This window comes from Rhizobium sp. RHZ02 (assembly GCF_014851575.1).
Taxonomy (GTDB): domain Bacteria; phylum Pseudomonadota; class Alphaproteobacteria; order Rhizobiales; family Rhizobiaceae; genus Rhizobium; species Rhizobium altiplani.
Genome location: NZ_JACUZX010000018.1, coordinates 16,468 through 34,886, shown reverse-complemented (window position 1 = coordinate 34,886; position 18,419 = coordinate 16,468). Strand labels below are relative to the sequence as shown.

14 protein-coding genes, 1 tRNA gene and 1 pseudogene are annotated in these 18,419 nt (G+C 58.6%); 7 read left to right on the top strand and 9 right to left on the bottom strand.

Going from position 1 to position 18,419, the window contains the following annotated elements; all coding sequences use genetic code 11:
• Positions 1 to 22: 22 nt before the first annotated feature.
• Positions 23 to 1,219 (bottom strand): D-alanyl-D-alanine carboxypeptidase family protein, encoded by a 1,197-nt coding sequence (locus IB244_RS21880; protein WP_169684033.1) that lies wholly within the window; start codon positions 1,217 to 1,219, stop codon positions 23 to 25.
• A 70-nt stretch (positions 1,220 to 1,289) separates the two neighbouring features.
• Entirely contained in the window at positions 1,290 to 2,390 is a 1,101-nt protein-coding gene (locus IB244_RS21875; RefSeq protein ID WP_192305548.1) for a septal ring lytic transglycosylase RlpA family protein, read from the bottom strand.
• Between the two features lie 376 nt (positions 2,391 to 2,766).
• On the opposite strand from IB244_RS21875, the gene IB244_RS21870 reads away from it, so the two are divergent.
• Both IB244_RS21870 and IB244_RS21865 read left to right on the top strand, forming a co-directional pair.
• A tRNA-Ser gene (locus tag IB244_RS21870) sits at positions 2,767 to 2,856 on the top strand.
• Between the two features lie 204 nt (positions 2,857 to 3,060).
• Positions 3,061 to 3,690, top strand: coding sequence for a DUF4157 domain-containing protein (locus IB244_RS21865; RefSeq protein WP_246734588.1), 630 nt, complete (start codon positions 3,061 to 3,063; stop codon positions 3,688 to 3,690).
• 181 nt (positions 3,691 to 3,871) lie between these two features.
• Here IB244_RS21865 and IB244_RS21860 read toward each other — a convergent pair whose 3' ends face one another.
• Positions 3,872 to 5,401 (bottom strand): cation:proton antiporter, encoded by a 1,530-nt coding sequence (locus tag IB244_RS21860; RefSeq protein ID WP_169684029.1) that lies wholly within the window; start codon positions 5,399 to 5,401, stop codon positions 3,872 to 3,874.
• Between the two features lie 103 nt (positions 5,402 to 5,504).
• On the opposite strand from IB244_RS21860, the gene IB244_RS21855 reads away from it, so the two are divergent.
• On the top strand, positions 5,505 to 6,722 hold the full coding sequence (locus IB244_RS21855; protein WP_018855068.1) for a flavin monoamine oxidase family protein: 1,218 nt from the start codon (positions 5,505 to 5,507) through the stop codon (positions 6,720 to 6,722).
• A gap of 38 nt (positions 6,723 to 6,760) precedes the next feature.
• Here IB244_RS21855 and IB244_RS21850 read toward each other — a convergent pair whose 3' ends face one another.
• From IB244_RS21850 to IB244_RS21840, 4 genes and pseudogenes are all read right to left on the bottom strand, one after another.
• Positions 6,761 to 8,260, bottom strand: a complete 1,500-nt coding sequence (locus IB244_RS21850; RefSeq protein ID WP_192305546.1) for a murein L,D-transpeptidase — start codon at positions 8,258 to 8,260, stop codon at positions 6,761 to 6,763.
• 469 nt (positions 8,261 to 8,729) lie between these two features.
• Positions 8,730 to 9,236: a hypothetical protein gene (locus IB244_RS32435; protein WP_018855071.1), complete on the bottom strand. Its 507-nt coding sequence runs from the start codon at positions 9,234 to 9,236 to the stop codon at positions 8,730 to 8,732.
• 257 nt (positions 9,237 to 9,493) lie between these two features.
• A pseudogene (locus IB244_RS21845) lies at positions 9,494 to 9,625 on the bottom strand (hydrolase); the annotation flags it as partial.
• 164 nt (positions 9,626 to 9,789) lie between these two features.
• Complete coding sequence (locus tag IB244_RS21840) at positions 9,790 to 10,497, bottom strand: type 1 glutamine amidotransferase domain-containing protein (RefSeq protein ID WP_018855073.1); 708 nt, start codon at positions 10,495 to 10,497, stop codon at positions 9,790 to 9,792.
• Between the two features lie 388 nt (positions 10,498 to 10,885).
• Here IB244_RS21840 and IB244_RS21835 point away from each other — a divergent pair, with 388 nt between their 5' ends.
• The 3 genes from IB244_RS21835 to IB244_RS21825 all read left to right on the top strand — a co-directional run bounded on the left by IB244_RS21835 (position 10,886) and on the right by IB244_RS21825 (position 13,458).
• Positions 10,886 to 12,184 (top strand): epoxide hydrolase family protein, encoded by a 1,299-nt coding sequence (locus IB244_RS21835; RefSeq protein ID WP_169684024.1) that lies wholly within the window; start codon positions 10,886 to 10,888, stop codon positions 12,182 to 12,184.
• A gap of 62 nt (positions 12,185 to 12,246) precedes the next feature.
• Entirely contained in the window at positions 12,247 to 12,792 is a 546-nt protein-coding gene (locus IB244_RS21830; protein ID WP_169684022.1) for a hypothetical protein, read from the top strand.
• Positions 12,793 to 12,813: 21 nt separating this feature from the next.
• Positions 12,814 to 13,458, top strand: a complete 645-nt coding sequence (locus IB244_RS21825) for an isochorismatase family cysteine hydrolase (RefSeq protein ID WP_210258417.1) — start codon at positions 12,814 to 12,816, stop codon at positions 13,456 to 13,458.
• A gap of 87 nt (positions 13,459 to 13,545) precedes the next feature.
• Here IB244_RS21825 and IB244_RS21820 read toward each other — a convergent pair whose 3' ends face one another.
• On the bottom strand, positions 13,546 to 16,374 hold the full coding sequence (locus IB244_RS21820) for a winged helix-turn-helix domain-containing protein (RefSeq protein WP_169684021.1): 2,829 nt from the start codon (positions 16,372 to 16,374) through the stop codon (positions 13,546 to 13,548).
• A 253-nt stretch (positions 16,375 to 16,627) separates the two neighbouring features.
• Between IB244_RS21820 and IB244_RS21815 the strand changes: the two genes are divergently transcribed.
• Positions 16,628 to 17,278: a response regulator transcription factor gene (locus tag IB244_RS21815; RefSeq protein ID WP_025658973.1), complete on the top strand. Its 651-nt coding sequence runs from the start codon at positions 16,628 to 16,630 to the stop codon at positions 17,276 to 17,278.
• Between the two features lie 587 nt (positions 17,279 to 17,865).
• Here IB244_RS21815 and IB244_RS21810 read toward each other — a convergent pair.
• Positions 17,866 to 18,336, bottom strand: a complete 471-nt coding sequence (locus tag IB244_RS21810) for a YybH family protein (protein ID WP_192242044.1) — start codon at positions 18,334 to 18,336, stop codon at positions 17,866 to 17,868.
• Positions 18,337 to 18,419: the final 83 nt, after the last annotated feature.

Sequence of the window (18,419 nt, the reverse complement as noted above, 5' to 3'; positions counted from 1 at the left end):
CCCTGAATAGCGAATTCGGCGATCAGGTGGGTTCGGGCTTATCCCACAGCCAGGAGAACAACAGCGTCTCGCCGAGTTCCATCAGCGCGTCGACGGCACGGCTGCTCAAAGAGCCAACCTCCACGGTCTCCTTCGTATAAAGGGGTACCTCACGCAACAGGCGACCGCCCGCGAAGATGCGCAGCGTCCCTATTTCATGGCCGGCCTCCACGGGAGCCATCAACGGCCAATGGTAGACGATGCGCGCCGACAGTCGCTCGGGATTGCTGATCGGTACATAGACACTCACGGGCGTCTTTGCGACGAGATCAACGCTTCGCGAGGTTCCACCGTAGACGCTTGCTTCGCCGATCACCTCGGCGTCGGCGAAAATCTGACGGCTTTCGAAGGCGGTCAGCCCCCATTCGAGCACGCGCTTGGCCTCTTCGGTGCGCTCCTTGTCGGAGGCAATGCCGCCCAGGGCCATGAAGAGCCGCCGGCCATCGCGTTCGGCGGAGGCGACGATGGAATAGCCCTCTCCCTCGGCAAAGCCGGTCGCCAGGCCATCAACACCCATGCCGAAACCAAGCAAAGGATTGCGGTTGCGCTGGAAAATCCTGTTCCACTCGAAATCAGGCTGCGCAAAATAGGAATAGAGGTTCGGATAGGACATTTGCAGTTCCGCCGCCAACGTCACCATGTCGAGCGCCGTCGTCCTGCTTTTGCCGTCAGGCAGCCCGGTCGAATTCCCGAAGATGGACCGCTCCATACCGAGCGTTTTAGCACGCCGCGTCATGGCAGCCGCAAAGGCCGGCTCACTGCCGCTCATGCCTTCAGCGAGAACGATGCAGCTGTCGTTGGCGCCCTGAATGGCAATGCCTTTGATCAGATCCTCGACGCGGACGTTCGACTTGAGCGCGGCAAACATCGTTGCCGTGCGCGACGGCGCCCCCCCAGTTCGCCAGGCGTATTCCGAAACCGGATACTGCGTGTCGAGGGTGATCTGGTTCTTCGAAAGGGCGTCGAAGACGAGATCCACCGTCATCAGCTTCGCGAGTGACGCCGGCGAGAAGGTCTGATTCTCGTTCTTGGCAAGAAGCACGGTCCGGGTAGATGCCTCGACCATGTAGGCTTGGGCCGCCTTGGTCACGAATGAAGCGTTGGCATCACCGCTCGCAGCAGCGGCAACCGTTGCGAAAGGCAGAAGGCAAACACAGAGGCCAACGAAACGCTTGAACACCGAAAAACCCCACAGCTCGGTCGAGCTCGACGATGCTAACAACGGACCTGGAGCGACGCAATGGCCGCCGTTACTCGCCGCGCGCGGCGGCTGTCTTTTGACGCTTGACGGATGCCAGGATCGAGTCCTGCGTGAGGCCGTTGTTGCGAACCATCACGGCGTCGAAAGCGAGTTCGACGGTAACAGTTTTGGCGCCCTCTTCCTGATACCCCATTGCGAGAGAGCGCTGCCCTCCATAGGGGCGTTCATATGGGAAAGGACCAAATTCCGGGAGGACGATCATCTGAGCGGCCGCCGGCTCCGCCAGCGGCGCGACGCGGCCAAAAGACGGTGACGGCATCGGCGTCGGGACAGGCGCAGCATTGTAGCGCGCGCTCGGAGTCGAGCCGGCATAGGACGTCGCCGAGACCGGCACAGGAACATTCTCCGGCTCGGGCGCGAAACCGCCGAAGCTCTGGAGCTGGTCTGCGGTTATGCGCTTGCTGTTGGAGGCGACCATGACACCGGTGGCAATCTGCCCGCCACCCGGGTTGATGCCCGGAATGCGGCTGCCCTTCGGCACATAGGAGGCCATCAGATAAGGCATATCATGCCCATCCATCCGGGCACGCCCCACATACTGGACGCGGACGTTTCCGGTACCACTGTGCTGCAGGTCAAGCATATCCGCCGTCTTATTGGACAGGTCGATAATGCGCCCTTCGTGATACGGACCACGATCGTTGACACGCACGATAATGGACGCGCCGTTTTCCGTATTCGTCACGCGTGCATAGCTCGGCAGCGGAAACGTTGGATGCGCGGCGGAAAGGTGCATCTGGTCATAGACTTCGCCGTTCGCCGTCAAACGGCCATGAAAGGCCGAGCCGTACCACGACGCAACACCAACCTTGTTGTAGGAGAAATCTTCCTTCGGGTAGTACCACCTCCCCTTCACCACGTAGGGGTCCCCGACCATATAGCGGCCGCCGCCCTTCGGGATGTTGTTGCCGGTGGCAACACGGGGGCTGGCCTTGACGCCGTATTCCTTCTCCGAGAAATACTCCTTGCCGTGAGTGCGCTTTGTGGGCGTAGGCGAGGAACCGCAAGCCGTAACCGTTGCGCAGATCAGCGACAGCCCTACCCATCGCATTCCCGTTGCGAATGACGCCGCCCCGTACTCTCGTTTCATATGTCCCACGCCGCTCAAGACCGTTATGGTTAAGAAATCTGCCCGATCCGGGCAAGACACCCCTAATCCCACCAACCTAACGAGACTTTAATCATGCGGCCTTCATGGCAAATTTGCGAAGCATTTCGCCAAGATAGGGACAATTCTAATTAATATGGTTAATAATTCACTAATTTAAGATTCTGAATAACGCAGTCGGTTCAGCCCGGCTGGGCGTTTCAGCAACGGGGAGCTTCTCCCCTCCGCGGCCCTTCGGGTACCGTACAGAACCAGTTGACGCTGCCGCCGAACGGCTTTAAACGCTGCATAGCCTGAGCTGATGGCGTCAGGCAACCGCAGGTGCGCGGGTTTCGAGCCCGCTTCAAATCAACTGCATGGAAGAGTGTCCGAGTGGTTTAAGGAACCGGTCTTGAAAACCGGCGTGCGGGAGACCGTACCGTGGGTTCGAATCCCACCTCTTCCGCCAAGTTTTTTATTCATAACACTGATATCAGACGAGTTTCATCGATAGCTCGTTCTCGCTTGCTATCTTAGATTGCGCCATGCTGGGAATGAGAGGAGAAACCCATACGGGTGACCGAGGCTCGGCGATCCATAGGAGAATTCAACGCAGTAGCCGCGGATGATCCACAGGACTATCATGTCTTACCGATGAGAAGAAATTACTGCGATGAACCGACGCCGCGCGACTATCTGGGTCCTGTCTGTCATCGTTGCCGTTAGTCTGATGCTCGACGGACCATCCGCCGTTGCTCATTATCAGGCTGACCGCAGGGACAATAGCTTCGTCATCATCGCAAATGAAAGTGTGGTCGACGCTCTCAACGAGCTTCAGGCACATGCTCTGAGCGGCCCGATACTCGCGAGCGTAATCACTGCGAGCCGCGATGAGGCCATCCACAAGGCTTTGCCGATACCTGCACACATTCGCCGTCAGTTGACCGGCTATGCCAGCGAAGACTCAATGAATCGCGTCAGATACAAAATCAATAACGACAGCTCCTTCAGCCTTGCCTACTTGCTGGAGCATGGCGGTTTTGCAGATGCAGTTACCCTAATCGATGTCGTTGTGTTCAGAGACCCGCGTGTAGCCGCGAGTCCCTGTGCGTGGGCCCATGAGTTGACGCATGTCGACCAATTCCGGGAATGGGGGGTGGAGGGTTTTGCCGTCCGATATGCGCGGGATTGGCGGACGGTCGAAAGTCAAGCTTATGCCAAAGGTGACGGCTACGACCGTTGGAAGCATCAACAGAAAGAATTCCCCAGCCTTGATGTCGATCACAAATGCAGCCTGAAATGATCGGAGTCGAGCGCCAGGCAAACGCTGCCCAAGGAGCGAGGCGCTTGGGCTAGCCAGACAAACATTCCACTGACGATCCAACCTCGACCCTCCTGAGAACTCTCTGAATTTCGAGGATCTTGTCCTTCATCAGGACCAGGAAATGGAGTTCATCCAGGCGCGAGCCGCTCTTGGTGCGCACCTAACTCTCGGTAATTCGCCGCTCCTCGTCCAAAGCCACGGCAAGCTGCTTCCAGTCGAGATCCTCCTGCAGTTCAAGATACTGGCTAGGACCGACACGATCCGCGTCGCGCAGTTCGTCGAGGCGTTTGCGTTGCGCCAGTACAGCGGCAAGGGCCAGATCACGACGGCGTGCTGGCAAAGACCCAGGGCCACTCTCGCAGATTTCTCGATAGGCTAGTCTGATGGCCTCGACCTCCGGGCCCTTCTCGCCTTCAAGGCGGCCAAGGGCAGCCTGGGCAAGAGACTTGCGTGCCATGTGGATTTCCTGCCTCGACTTGTCCTCCCTCCCGAGCTTCAGGAGGCGGATCATGGGCGCGAGAGTTGCGCCCTGGATGACCAGTGTTGCGAGCACGACCGAGAAGGCCGTCAAAACCACGAGGTCTCGTTCGGGGAAGTCCGCGGGCAACACGAACGCGGTGGCAAGGGTAACCAGTCCGCGCATACCCGACCACCCAACCAGCAGCGTTTCACCATGTTCAAAGGGTGCGAGTTCATGACCGCGCCGATGCCGATAGCCAACAACCGCGTGAAAAAAGAATGCAATCGCCAAGCGCGACGCAATAACGCCTACGACGACGATCGCAGCGAACCCGATCGCCCTCTCCAGCTCGGCCGCCGACATGGCGCCAACAATGCGGCGGGCCTGCAGTCCCATCAGCAGAAAGGCAACCACGTTCAACAAGAAGACCACGGTCGTCCAGACGGCAAACGAGTGGACCCGCATGCGCGGAGGATCGTCGACCTTGGCAAGGGTAGCGAGTGTCATCGCACTTGCCACTGTTGCCAGCACGGCAGAGAGGTGCAGACGCTCGGCAATCAGCCACGTCGCGAATGCATAGACGAACTGAAGCAGCGTGCCGCCAACCGTATTGTCGGTGACGGGACGAAGTCGTGAAACCAGAAACCCGAAGGCAATTCCGAACAAAACTCCGCCCGGCGCCGCAAAAGCCATCCGCGCTACGGTTTCAGTATCGAACCCACCCCTCGCCTGGATGGTCAAAGCCGCGCTGAACAGCAGCAGCGCCGTAGCATCGTTGAACAGGCTTTCGCCTTTGAGAAGTGCGTCGACCCGGCGGTCGACCGGCAGATTGGACAGGACCGCGGTGGCCGCAGCTGCATCCGGCGGTGCGACGATCGCACCGAGAGTCACTGCCACCGCGATGGGCAACCCGACGGTAAGTGCACTGATCGACACCACGACTCCAACCGTGAACAGCACTGCCACAACCGCGTAGACGAACAGCGGCACCAGCATGCGCCGCGCCGCGCCGAGCGGGAAGTCGTAGGCGGAATCGACAAGTACGGGGGCGATGAACAATGCAAGGGCGGTTGGAGGGTCGATGGGTATATCTGGCGCACCCGGCAACACCGCGACGGCAACGCCGGCTGCGGCGAGGATGCCGGGATACGGCAGCCGCATTCGTCTGGTTACCTGCAATAGCAGGATTGCGACAGCAAGCAGTGCAACGAGTGTTTCGAAGAATGTCATGCCCCGAATAGTAGCAGTCTTTAGCGCGCGTTGAAGAGGGATCGATTCCCTTGTAGAACCAGTCAAAGACGAGCGACGAGCGCCTCAAGGCGGAGCGGCGACCATGGATTACGACGTAGCGATTGTCGGTGCCGGCGCTGCTGGAATTGCGGCGGCACGGACCCTGTCCAGCGCCGGCTCCTCGGTCATCCTCCTGGAAGCGAGTGACCGCATCGGCGGTCGCGCCTGGACAATTGAGATCAGCGGAATGCCGCTCGACATGGGTTGTGGTTGGCTTCATTCGGCCGAACGCAATCCACTCGTCGAGATGGCTCGTGCTGCCGGGCTTACCATCGAAAGCGGCCCGACGGCATGGCGACGGCAGTGGCGCGATTTGGGCTTCACGCCGGAAGATCAGAAGGCGGCGGAAGCAGCGTGGGACGCATTCCAAACCCGCATTCGCAGCGATCGCCAACCAAGCGACCGTGCTTCCGATGCGCTGCCGGCAAACGCGGAATGGAATGCCTATTGCGACGCGACAAGCGGATACATGAATGGGACACCGCTCGAGCGGCTGTCGATCAAAGACTTCCTTGCATACGACAATGCCGCATCAGATGCCAATTGGCGGGTTCACGAAGGCTACGGCACTCTGATTTCTTCGAGCATTCCTGATGTTGCATTGCGACCCTCGACACCTGTGCGCCGTATCGCGCTGTCCGATCGTGGAGTCCAGCTGGAGACCGACCGCGGTGCGATCAGCGCCCAGAAGGCTGTGATTACGTCGTCGACCAACGTCCTTGCCAACGGTATGATCGCGTTCGATGCGGCAGTTGACGATCATCTTCACGCATCAAGCCAATTGCCGCTTGGCCTGGCAGACAAGCTATTCCTCGAACTGCACGGGAACCATGGCCTCGAGCCCGAGACCCATCTTCTCGGCGATCCCCGCAACGCCGAAACTGGCAGCTACTATATCCGTCCGCTTGGCCGACCGATTATCGAGGGCTTCTTCGGAGGCGCAGGTGCCCTGGTCATTGAGCGTGCGGGGCTGCTGGATGCGTTCGCTTTCGCGATTGAACAGTTGTCGTCCCTGCTGGGTAGCGGCATACGACGGCATCTGCGGCCACTGGCCGCGACTTCGTGGTGTCGTACCGATTGGATACGCGGTTCCTACAGTCATGCGCTCCCAAATCACTCCGATGCCCGCAACATATTGGCGCGCCCAGTCGATGATCGACTGTTCTTTGCGGGCGAGGCCACCCACATCTCGGATTTCTCAACGGCGCATGGTGCCTGGGAAAGTGGTATCCGGGCAGCCAACGAAGTCTTGCGCGGCTGACTTGAAGATGTCGTAGACGCCCTGCGTTGTTTGGGCGCTCAGGATTGATTGCGGCTTGAGGTCGTCATCGATATCGCGGCGAGCGTCTCTGCATCACGACCGTAAATGTCATCGAAATAGTGCACGACGCCGTCTGCAGTTGGCCATGCTGTAAAGTATGAGACATATACCGGAACTTCTTCCGGTGCCGGCATCTCCTTCTTTTCCCCATCGGCTATCTGTTGTGCAACAAATTCAACGGATGTTTTCAGAACCGCAGCCGCCATTGCGCGTGGGTTTTCCAACCGTACGCATCCGTGACTGAACATTCGATCCTGCGCGGCGAACTTTCCGCGCGCCGGAGTATCGTGCATGTATATGTCGTGAGGGTTCGGGAACAGTATCTTTAGCTGTCCGAGTGCATTGTCCGGCCCCGGCGGCTGAACAACGGAGATGTTCTCGAGAGGCTGGGCCCAATCGACCTTCGCGGAGGACATCGGCTTTCCATTTACAGAAACCTTGTAACCTTCCCTGTCGAGATATGCGGGGTCGCGCTTCAGATGCGGTAGCATCTCGTTGCGAATGATCGATTGCGGCACGCCCCAGTCGGGATTGAACTGAACAGTCTTGATCGAAGCATCGAAGAAGTTCGTCTGATGATCCTGTTGCCCGATTACGGCCTTCATCGAAAGTGCCAACTGACCCTGCTCATAGTAATACGCCATGTAAGCTGGTTGATTGATGAAGACATAGCGATCAGGAAACTCCTGAGGCAGCCAACGGATTTCCTCCATCGCAACAATGACCTTATCAATGTTGGCGGCGCTATCGCCTCCCTGACCCGACGATCGCAGCCAATGAAGTTCCGCTGCAAGCTGGGCGAACTTCGGATTGCTCGGCATAAGCCGGTCGACGACCGGCATCAGATCCGGATGGGCAGACAATTGGTCGATGGCCGCCTTCAGATCAACTTGCTTCCGCTTGAAGTCATAGTAGTTGGAGAGCTGGTTGGGATCGATCCGCCCGCGGTAGTTATCCTGCAGAAACATCAAGAACTCGCCGGACAGCGACGCTTCAAATAGGGCCAAAGACTTCGCGTATTCGGGCGAGCCCCGCGGAACCGTCTCAAACGTCGTGGCGACCGCATAGTCACTGGTGCTCAGGCCCCAATCATCCGCCTGCTTCAACAGGTTCATCGCCTGCACTGCCTTGGCGGTGGGACCTCTGCCATCGACCCAGATAAGTTTTGCTTTCGGATTGCCGTAATAGGCCTCAACTGCGTCCGCTATATCGTTGTTCATCACGATCGAGACGCCGCCCATCTCGCGCAGTACCCTTGATTGATTACCTCCCACAGTCTCAAACAGTGTCGAGAACGAACTGGCTCCCTGCCGAGAAATATGGACAGCCCGGCGCACAGGAACCGCGTAGGCATTTTTCGGGCTGGCCTGCTCGGCAAGCGCCGGCTGCGGCTCGGCCCTAACCTTGCCTTCCAACGCGGCAAACAGAACTAGACCGGCGAGCGCACCCGCGAAGAGTGTCAGTGTTCTCAGGGCCATCGGGTGTCCTCGAAACATTAAAGCAAGATCCGTGCGCTGCTACCGTTATGTTCTATGAGCCAGACTACAGCGCCGACAATCGGGCGGAAGATGGGCGGTATGGACCTCGGCATGCTGCCCCTTGTCTTCCTGCTTCTGAGAAGGGCCGACATGCAACAGCGTCAGCACCTGCTTCCTGACGCCGAAGACACCGGGTCGCGCGAGCATTCTGGTAATCCCACCCTATTTCCTCAAGGGCGAGTGTACTGACATCGTGGCACCGCTGGCGCCATGGGCGCGGCGCGCTCGCATTGTTCATGCAGTTCTGGCAGCCGAGGCGGATACGGCGAGAAGATGGCGCTCCCCCGATATCAGCGAAATGGTGGTTGCTGACTAACGGAGGTCATGTCCTCTCGCCGCCGCAGTGCCGAAAGGCCAGCCAGCTTTCGGTAAGGTCGCAGCCACGTCCTCGGCGCAGGATCGGGCGCGTTCATAGGGCTCGGCTATCATAAGCCCACTGAAGTAGTGCCTGTCGCTGCCGAGGACGGCAGAACCAGTCGTGGGGCTCGCAGTGGCGCCGTAGCTGCGATGCATGTCGCTTCATAGACTTCCAACGCCCAATCTGGCGTTCATCCTCGCCGGGTAACCTGCGGCCTAGGAAATAGCGGCAGTACCATTGAAACCACCCGCGGGGATCGTCCGGATATATCCAGCCTTTGGCTCGCCAGACGCTAAGTGGTTGGCTGGCACCCACTCCGAAAAAATTCAAACTCGGATCATACCAGGATGAAATCTTGGCCGCGGCGAACCATTCTTTGGGGAATTCGTCCGCGCAATCGGTCATGTATTTGCCCCCGAATACACCTAGCCTTAGCATCTCCGCAGGTGTCAGTTCCGGTGCAAAGCCCTGGTGGAAGTCTTGGCCCGTGGGCGCGGTCAGAGGATATCGATAACCCTGCTGCATCCGATCTTTCACTTCAACCCACGAAATGACCATCGGTGATCTCCCTACTCGCATACATCATCGACTGATCTTCATAATGGGACAGGCGAGTGATGCCTGCTACTTTAACTGAAACATTTCGATGTGGGCTTGCTCGTATCGAGGTTGAGGCGCGGCTGAGACCAGCCACAACATTTCGCGGATATCGCCGTTAGATATCGATTTGCGCCACCAGAACTGCCTGCCTGCATTAAAGTTCCCTCGCTCAACGTCGAGGTTCAAAGACGGAGAACTTGCTTCGGACAATCATAAGCCATGGTGGTCAGACTGGTGGAAACGCCGAAACCCTTGGCTCCATGGGCGACGAGATCTGCGTTGTTCCGAAGATTGACGGCATCGATGCTCTTCGTCGCAAAAGCCATCTGCGACTGATAGTCGATCATGATCAGCGTGTAATCCTTCGGCGTGAGGAACTGAGGCCTGGCAGCCGTAGCGGAGCTAATGAATTTGCCGGCTGGCGACGCCGAGGCAAGGCGCAGGGCTGCGAGCGGTCACAACGGCTGGAATTGCGACCGCAGATTTGTCGTTACGCAGTTCGCATGGCCAGTTACGCAGCCGTGGAACTTGTCTGCTCCGTTGCGCCTTTCAGAAGCTTGACGAGGGCCTGCGCACCTGAGGTGGACGAGGCAGGGTTCTGGCCGGTGATGAGCCGACCGTCGGTGATGGCAAAGGGTTGCCAGTTGTCTTTCTTCTCGAAAAGTCCGCCGAGCCGTTTCAGTTCATCCTCAACAAGGAATGGCACGACGTTGGTCAGTTGAACCTCCTCCTCCTCGGTGTTGGTGAACCCTGTGACGCGCTTTCCCTTGACGATCGGCTCCCCCTTGTAGGTCACGCGATGCAAGACGCCAGGCGCGTGGCACACCGCCGCGACAGGCTTTCCGGCGTTATAGAAGGATTCGATCAAGGTGATTGAGTCCGGATCCTCGGCAAGATCCCACATCGGCCCGTGGCCGCCAGGATAGAAGACCGCGTCGAAATCGTCCGACCGCATATCCTTCAGCTTTTTCGTCGTCGCGAACACCTGCTGCGCGTCCGGATCTTTCTTGAAGCGAGCCATCGCGGCGGTCTGGTTTTCGGGCAGATCGCTCTTCGGGTCGACTGGCGGTTGACCGCCCTTCGGCGAGGCGAGCGTCAGATCGATGCCGGCGTCGCGAAAGACGTAATATGGTGCTGCGCCTTCCTCGAGCCAGAAGCCCGTCTTGCGGCCGGTGCTTCCGAGTATGTCATGCGATGTGAAAACCATCAGGATCTTCATCTGTCGGCTCCTTCCTTTGCCGTTACGCAGCGAAACCGGCTGCATTAGGAAAGTATGCCGACGATTGCCAGGAAGCGCACTTGCACGTTGGTATTGGCAACACCTTGGTATTGGGTAACACCGTGCGCTGAAAACCCTCGTTCGCGCAGTACCTGAAGCGAAGCCAGACGACGGTAACCGCGATCCACTAGCCAATGGCCAAACCGGAGCGACGATGTTCTCAGGTTGGCTGCATCGATCGGAACCATAGCGGACAGAGCTGAATACGAACATCCAAACGTGCTCTCGATTCCACTATACGAAGGTGTCGCCGATACCTTAGTTCAATGGCTGCATTTCCTCTTTGGTGACTTGTTACTCGCCAGCAAACTAACTCCAGGAGGCTCTCATGTCCCATAACCAACCGGCGGTTTCGCGCCGTACACTTCTCGCAGTGGCAGCATCAATCAGTGCATTGGGCGTGCTTCCTGAAGCGTTTGCCGCGAGTGGCGATCCAAACGCGATCAAACCATTTCGATTCTCGGCTAAGGATGCGGAGCTATCCGATCTTGCCCGGCGGGTCGCGGCGACCAGGTGGCCTGACCGGGAAACGGTCGAGGATCACTCGCAGGGCGTCCAGCTCGCTACCATCAGGAAGCTCGCCGACCACTGGGCCAAGCACTACGACTGGCGCAAAATCGAAACGAAACTGAACTCCTACCCGCAGTTCACCACGAAGATCGAAGGGTTGGACTTTCACTTCATCCATGTGAAATCTAAGCACGCAAATGCCCTGCCGATCCTTGTCACCCATGGATGGCCCGGTTCCATCATCGAACAGCTAAAAATCATCGAGCCCCTGACCGATCCGACCGCGCACGGCGGCAGCGCCGACGACGCCTTCCACGTCGTCATCCCATCGCTTCCGGGTTACGGCTTCTCCGGCAAACCGACAGAGCCCGGATGGAGCCCTCCCCGCATTGCCAAGGCATGGGCTGTACTGATGCAGCGCCTCGGCTACCCAAAATACGTCGCGCAGGGCGGCGACTGGGGCAACGCCGTTACCGAGCTGATGGCTGTGCAAGAGCCTCCGGGATTGCTCGGCATCCATACCAACATGGCAGCAACCGTTCCCGCCGACATATCCAAGGCGCTGTCAGCCGGCACGCCGCCTGCCAACCTCACGCCTGATGAAAAGCGCGCGTGGGACCAGCTCGACGATTTCTACAAGAATGGTCTTGGCTACGCCATCGAGATGAACAACCGCCCGCAGACGCTTTACGGCATCGTCGACTCACCGATCGGTCTTGCCTCATGGATGCTTGACCATGACATCCGCAGCTATGACATGATCGCTCGCGTCTTCGACGGCAAAACGGAAGGCCTGACGAAGGACGATATCCTCGACAATATCACGCTCTACTGGCTGACCAATACGGCGATCTCTTCCGCCCGCCTGTACTGGGATAACGCGCACTTCCCTTCGGGTGGTTTCTTCGATCCGCGCGGCATCAAGATATCGGTCGCGGTCAGTGCCTTCCCGGACGAGATTTACCAGGCTCCCCAGAGCTGGGCCGAGAAGGCATACCCGAAGCTCATCTTCTACAACCGGCCTCCCAAGGGCGGCCATTTCGCAGCCTGGGAGCAGCCGATGCTTCTCACGGCCGATCTGCGCGCCGCCTTCAAGCCGCTCCGCAAATCGATGTGACGGCGTCTGCGGCGTTCCCTGGTGCCGCAAAATTCCCACCCATTGGATGAAGGAGAAAGACAATGTCAGACAAGCAGATCGTCGATTCCAGCTTCACGGCCATCATCAACGCGTCGATCGAGAAGATCGACATCCCGACGTGGTGCTTCACGCTGCCCGAAAAGGAATACCAGGGCTGTTCGCCCGCCCATATCGCTGCTGGCTTCACTACCGCTCCAGACGGTACGCGCATGTCGATCAACGTCGAAACGATCGGCGGCAGCCTGATGGTGCAGCACTACGTCGAAACGCTCGGCGAAAAGGATCATCTGATCCTTGATTCCGACTCTGATGTGTTCACGCCGACGGGCCGGGTAGCCATTCACGTGACCTGGGAACTAAGCGTCAAGGCAATCGACAAATATCACTGCGAATTTACCAACCGGGTTCAGTCCTTCGCGACCCCGGACATGCTCGCCTCTCTCGACCGGCAGGGCATTCCTTTCGAGATCTTCCGCACGCAGCGCCAGCCGATGTCGATCGCCCATAACAAGGGCGAGACGCCACTGTTCGCAGCCAGCATCGAGCGCCACGCGCTTCGCAGCCAACAGCCGTCGAAAGCAGCCTGAAGCCCAAAGGAGCCGATAATTATGCATCTGTCCTACGAGCGCGGCATCACCGGTCTTCTGGTGGTCGACCCGTACAACGACTTCATCTCTGAAGGCGGCAAGATCTGGCCACGCATCAAGGAAGTCGCCGAAGCCAACAATTGCGTGCCGCACATGGAGCAAATCCTCAGTACGGCACGACAGGTCAAGATTCCCGTCTTCTTTGCCATGCACCACAGGTACCGCGAAGGCGACTACAAGAACTGGAAGTACATTGCGCCTATTCAAAAGCTTGCGTGGAGCCGTAGGAGTTTTGAATACGGGACCTGGGGCGGAGAGTTCAAGGCCGAGTTTGTACCCGCGTCCCGCGAGATTGTCGCCTCGGAGCATTGGTGCTCCAGCGGCTTTGCCAACACCGATCTCGATCTGCAGCTCAAGAGGCAGGGCATTCACAAACTCATTGTCATCGGGCTGATCGCACACACCTGCATCGAGGCGACCGTGCGTTTCGCGGCAGAGCTTGGATACGACGTGACAGTCGTGAAGGACGCCGTCGCCGACTACTCCGACGAGATGATGCACGCGGCGCTGGTGATCAATATGCCGAACTATGCGAGCGCGATCGTAACCACTGAGCAGATTGTCGATGCGCTGAAAACCACGGAGCCCGTGGCCCCTGCCACCTGAGACAACCGGTCATAGCGCCTGCCCACAGACGCCGGCGCTGCTCGTCGGTCGTGCGGGACCGAAAACGACGTCCGTCACATGGCAGCTTCACACAGCCGATGCCTCGATCAATGCCTTTGCCTCGAGAAGCCTCGGACTGCTGAAGCCCTCAGTGAATCGCCGATAGACAGGAAGCAGAACACTCGGAACGCTTGCCTGGCGGAACGCACCAAGGCTGACGCCCGCGTTCAATTCCCAATACAGTGCTCCCTGCTTCGCCGCTTCCGCCATCGCCTGTTGAAAGAGACCTTCGATCAGGGACGTCTCGCTTGAGCCTTGCGCCTTGAGCACTTCTGCTTTCCGCCTCAGGATTTCGGGCACCATCCAACGGTAGCCTTTCTCTTCCGAGAACAGCAACGCGTTGGCGACCTCGTTCAAAGCCTCGTTGAAACGCCCCATTGACTGTAGCGCAGCTGCGAACTCACAGAGGTAGAAAGGATAGAACAACAGGTAGGCCCCACTACGCAGTTCCACGAGGCCGGTTCGAAGAGCCTCGATACCCTCTGCCGGGCTACCCGTTCGATAGGCGAGACTGCCCTTGATGCACAAGCCGGCGGCATGGAAGGGTCGAAGACAGTGCTTGGATGCCTCCGCTAAAAGCTCCTCGCCCCATTCCTGCGCGCGGTCCAGATCGTTAAGCGTTAACGAAACGAAGGAAGCCGACCATGCGAGCGCGACGCAGAGGACGAAAGGCTGCCGTGTCTCTCGGGCCTCCTGTATGGCGACCTCTGCCGTAAGTGTTGCGGCGTCCAGTCGGCCACCTGCGATCAGGTTCACTGTGTTGTGAGCCAGAGAAGACGTTCGTACGTCCGCTTCCAATCGCAGCAAGTCTGTCCGGCGGTTCACCAGCGGATAGTGTGTGGCCGCCCATTCAAGCCTCTCGCCGGCTTCTTGATGGAGCGCCTGATAGGTCTGGGGAATGCCTACAAGCCATGAGGCCGTTGCGCGTCCGCGCACATCGTGTTCTTCAACTGCCCCCTCATATTCGCGCGCATAGGCTAGAGCGTCGCTCAATTCCGCCGAGCGGGCGGAGAAGAGCCACAGGGCGCAGGTTAGGCGCTGGCGATAGTCGTAATCGTTCAGATCCCTGGCAAGTGCCAGCGCGCCGGTGAGTACTTCCTTTCCGCGCTTGTTCATTCCCTGAGTGTAGATGAGCGCGTATCCCAGAGCACATCGCAAGACCATCTCGGTGCGCGAGCCGTTTTCTTCCCCGATGTTCTCCAGCGCGCGCTCAGCCCAGTCGCCAGCTTCGGAGACCAGCGATATTGCCGTCCAAAAGTCGCTTGACGCGGCAGCAAGCTTCGCGCCGAGCACGCCATCGCCGCTTTCCGAGAACGCCCATCTCAAGGCCGCACGCACGTTGTCGGTCTCCTTTCGGTAGCGACCGATATTGTCGAGCGCCGTCTGAAGGGAGCGCTCCTCCGAAAAAGGTTTAAACAGCTTGAGGAAGTATTTCGTAACTCGAGACATTGTTCGCCGAAACTCGTCCCGAGCTCCCAGCTTTTCCAGCGAGTAGACCCGCACAGTCTCAAGAAGGCGCCAGCGCGGAGCAGCGTCGAAACCGTCGAATGCGATCAAAGATTTTGAGACGAGATTTGATATCACGAGCGCCGTTTCCGCTTCCCCGTCGCCGCTGACCGCTACCGCCGCGTCCAGAGTAAAGCCGCCGGGAAAAGTCGCCAGGCTACAAAGCAATTCCCGTTCCGCGTCCGGCAGAAGTTGATAGCTCCAGTCCAGGGTAGCGCGGAGCGTCTGATGACGAGGCAGTGCCGTCCGGCGCCCGCCAGTGAGCAGCACGAAACGATCGTCGAGCCGGCCGGCGATCTGCTCTATTCCCAGCGTCGCAGCACGTGCCGCTGCAAATTCGATTGCCAGCGGTATGCCGTCGAGATGCCGACAAATCCCGGCAATGGCCAAGAGCTTCTCCGTGTCGTCCGCGAAATCCCGTTGCAGCGCTCGAGCGCGCGCCACGAAGAGTTGGATGGCGCTGTGCTCCAGAGCGCTGGTCGCCTCCTCCCTAGCTGGCACCTCCAAAGGTGGGACGCGATAAGCGAACTCTCCCTCGATCCTCAGCAATTCTCGACTTGTCGCAAGGACCGTCACATTTGGGCACGTGCGGACAAGTGCCTCGATCATCGCTGCCGCAGCATCGATGACGTGTTCGCAGTTGTCGACAACGAGCAGCATCGTTCGCCCACCAATGCAACGCGCGACGACCTGGGCCGAGATTTCGTCACCTTGAAGTTGCAGGTCGAGAGTTTGAGCCAAGGTTGTCGGAACTAGGTTGGGGTCCTGCAGCGAAACCAGCTCGATGAAGAAGGCGTCTCCTTCGACGCTGGGCAAAAGACTACGGGCGATTTCGGATGCAAGTACCGTCTTGCCGATCCCGCCAGGGCCTGTCAGCGTCACGACCCGATAAGCGGATGCGAGCGTAAGAAGCTCAGCCACGGCATTCTCACGACCGATAAGATCAGATATCGACGCCGGGATCTTGGAAACGTAACGGGCGTCGGCTGAATGAGTTTTCACCGACGGCGCCGTTCCGTTGAGCGATGGCGCGCCAGATTTCCAGTTGCCAAGAAGTCGGTATCCACGGCCGGAGATCGTCTTGAGCAGATTCCGGTCTTTTCCCAGAGCCTTTCGAATGGCCGATATGTGGACCTGGAGTGTATTCTCCTCTACGACGATCCCAGGCCATACGCGGCGCATCAGATCCTCCTTCGACACGGCGTCTCCACCGGCCACAACGAGGACCTCGAGGATGTCGAATGCGCGGCTTCCGATCGGAACGGGTGCGCCGAGAGCCCTGAGTTCCCGCTTTGCGAGATCCATCTCCCAGCCGCAGAATTCGAAAAGGCCCCGTTCGATCTGTCCCAAAGCGATCCGATCTCTCTTGCCAATGCCAAATAGTTCAGCGGCATCTGTAACCGCCGCGGCGATTCATGACGGCGGAGACGCCGCACCGGATACTTCAGGATATTTCAGATTCTCTCAACCCACTTAAGTCGCTTCACGGGCGGTATTGGCTTAGACAATAGCCATTCTTGTTGGCGAGCTTCGCGCTGTCGGCGCATTCTAAGCATAGATACCACTTCGACGTGAATTCATCTTTGAACCGGAGGAGAATGGCATGTACAATGGCGGTCTGCCTCAGACATTCCCAAGTAACAAGATATCGACGTCGGACGCGCCGTCCGTATCCGTCGTGAGCAACAATGATGAGATCGGCGAGATCCTGCCCGACGAGTTGCGGTCGTGCGGCTGGCGACCTGACATCTTCGGATCAGCAGTTGAATTTCTCTCCGCCCGACGCGTTTCGAGCTTCGGGTGCATCGTTCTCGATGCTGATCTGCCCGATCTGGATGTCCAGACTCTCACCCGGATCATCTGCTTTTATGCGATGCATTGCCCGGTCATTCTGCTAACGAGCCACGACCATCGCGGCATGACCATGACGGCATCTCGGTTCAACTTTACAATCATGTCGAAGCCGGTGAACACGGTTGCTCTCCTTGAAGAGATACAGGCCGCCATTGAATCAACCATCAAGGTCAATGAACTCGACCGGCGTTATCGGTCCCTCTCGGTGCGCGAGCGCCAGGTCATGCAGTTCGTGGTGGCTGGGCTACTCAACAAGCAGGTCGCCTATGAACTGAGCCTCAGCGAAATCACGATCAAGGCCCACCGCGGGCAGGTGATGAGGAAGATGCGTGCACGATCGTTGCCAGAGCTCGTAAACATGGCTGCCAAACTCGAACTTGGCGCTGCACCGCTACACTAAACACGGATCCAGCCGGGGCACCACTCTTTGCCGCCGGCTCCGACGGGACGCCGAGAACTGTCAGCGAAAGAGGTCGGAGGCGTCCTCGCCGATCCATTTTTCTCCGACTGCCTTCGACGGAGATCATTGGACCCGTGCTACCGCCCGAGACGTTTGTCCTTAGCCCTCGGATGCTTCCTATCAATCTCTCGGGTGATTGCCGAAATTGCCATCAGGTATATTCGGGCAATACCTAAGTTTACTTACCAGAATGGCCGTCACGGCTTAGGCTATGTTTTATCGCCTCCCTAGTTGGCGATAAGCTTGCGCAGCAAGCGCTCCAGTGTTCCTCCCGCCGCTGGAGCTCGCGGATCCCCCTCCCACGATCCGCCAAGGCCGTCTCCAATCCGCCTGGAGACGGCCTTCCCTGCATTGGAGTGTGGGTCGCCGATGGTTGATTGTACGGAGCCAATCGTGCGGGTGATGTAGGGCACATCAGGCTGGCGGAGTTCGCGGGTAATCTCGAAGGTCCCGGCTTTATCGATTTATGGCCATGGCCACACGTCGTGAACGAGACAGCGCCGACAACCGCCGGCTCTGCCCCTTGGTCATTTGCGTTCGCTAAAGATCAACCGTTGGTAATCGGCAAGCATCTTTGGGTCCTCGACCGATCCGTGATGGTGGAGCAGCCGCCAGGCATCGTCCTTTCGGACAAACCACCGCGTCGTCCGGAAAGCAACGTCGATCGTCTCACGCGGCGTCTTGCATTGGCCTCGCTCGCGACCGACGAAGAGATGCCAGTCGGCGCCACCCTGGCTCGTGAAATCGTGAAAGGTGACGCGGACCTCAGCCTGGCCCTCGAAAAGCCTGGAATAGCCTTGGGAGATCGAAGGCCACCCTCGGCGGATGCCGCCGATGGGATTGTCCATGCTTGGAGCCTCCCCGTCGAACCAGACCGACTCCAGCCCGGCCATGTCTCCGCTGTTGAAGGCTCTATAAAACTCTATCAGAGCGTCGAGAGGGCTACCGTCGCCGGCCTTGGCTTCGCTTCCACTGATTTCAACGAAATGCCGTTCCATCGCGAATCCTTTCGTTTCTTCAACAGCGACCGTTGGGAAATAGAAGCCAGCCCATCAACCTTCCGCGTGCCACTCGACTGCGG

Excerpts from the sequence above, each read along its gene's own strand:
- IB244_RS21875 (WP_192305548.1), bottom strand. The coding sequence starts at position 2,390 with ATGAAACGAGAGTACGGGGCGGCGTCATTCGCAACGGGAATGCGATGG.
- IB244_RS21865 (WP_246734588.1), top strand. The coding sequence starts at position 3,061 with ATGAACCGACGCCGCGCGACTATCTGGGTCCTGTCTGTCATCGTTGCC.
- IB244_RS21860 (WP_169684029.1), bottom strand. The coding sequence starts at position 5,401 with ATGACATTCTTCGAAACACTCGTTGCACTGCTTGCTGTCGCAATCCTG.
- IB244_RS21855 (WP_018855068.1), top strand. The coding sequence starts at position 5,505 with ATGGATTACGACGTAGCGATTGTCGGTGCCGGCGCTGCTGGAATTGCG.
- IB244_RS21850 (WP_192305546.1), bottom strand. The coding sequence starts at position 8,260 with ATGGCCCTGAGAACACTGACACTCTTCGCGGGTGCGCTCGCCGGTCTA.
- IB244_RS32435 (WP_018855071.1), bottom strand. The coding sequence starts at position 9,236 with ATGGTCATTTCGTGGGTTGAAGTGAAAGATCGGATGCAGCAGGGTTAT.
- IB244_RS21840 (WP_018855073.1), bottom strand. The coding sequence starts at position 10,497 with ATGAAGATCCTGATGGTTTTCACATCGCATGACATACTCGGAAGCACC.
- IB244_RS21835 (WP_169684024.1), top strand. The coding sequence starts at position 10,886 with ATGTCCCATAACCAACCGGCGGTTTCGCGCCGTACACTTCTCGCAGTG.
- IB244_RS21830 (WP_169684022.1), top strand. The coding sequence starts at position 12,247 with ATGTCAGACAAGCAGATCGTCGATTCCAGCTTCACGGCCATCATCAAC.
- IB244_RS21825 (WP_210258417.1), top strand. The coding sequence starts at position 12,814 with ATGCATCTGTCCTACGAGCGCGGCATCACCGGTCTTCTGGTGGTCGAC.
- IB244_RS21815 (WP_025658973.1), top strand. The coding sequence starts at position 16,628 with ATGTACAATGGCGGTCTGCCTCAGACATTCCCAAGTAACAAGATATCG.
- IB244_RS21810 (WP_192242044.1), bottom strand. The coding sequence starts at position 18,336 with ATGGAACGGCATTTCGTTGAAATCAGTGGAAGCGAAGCCAAGGCCGGC.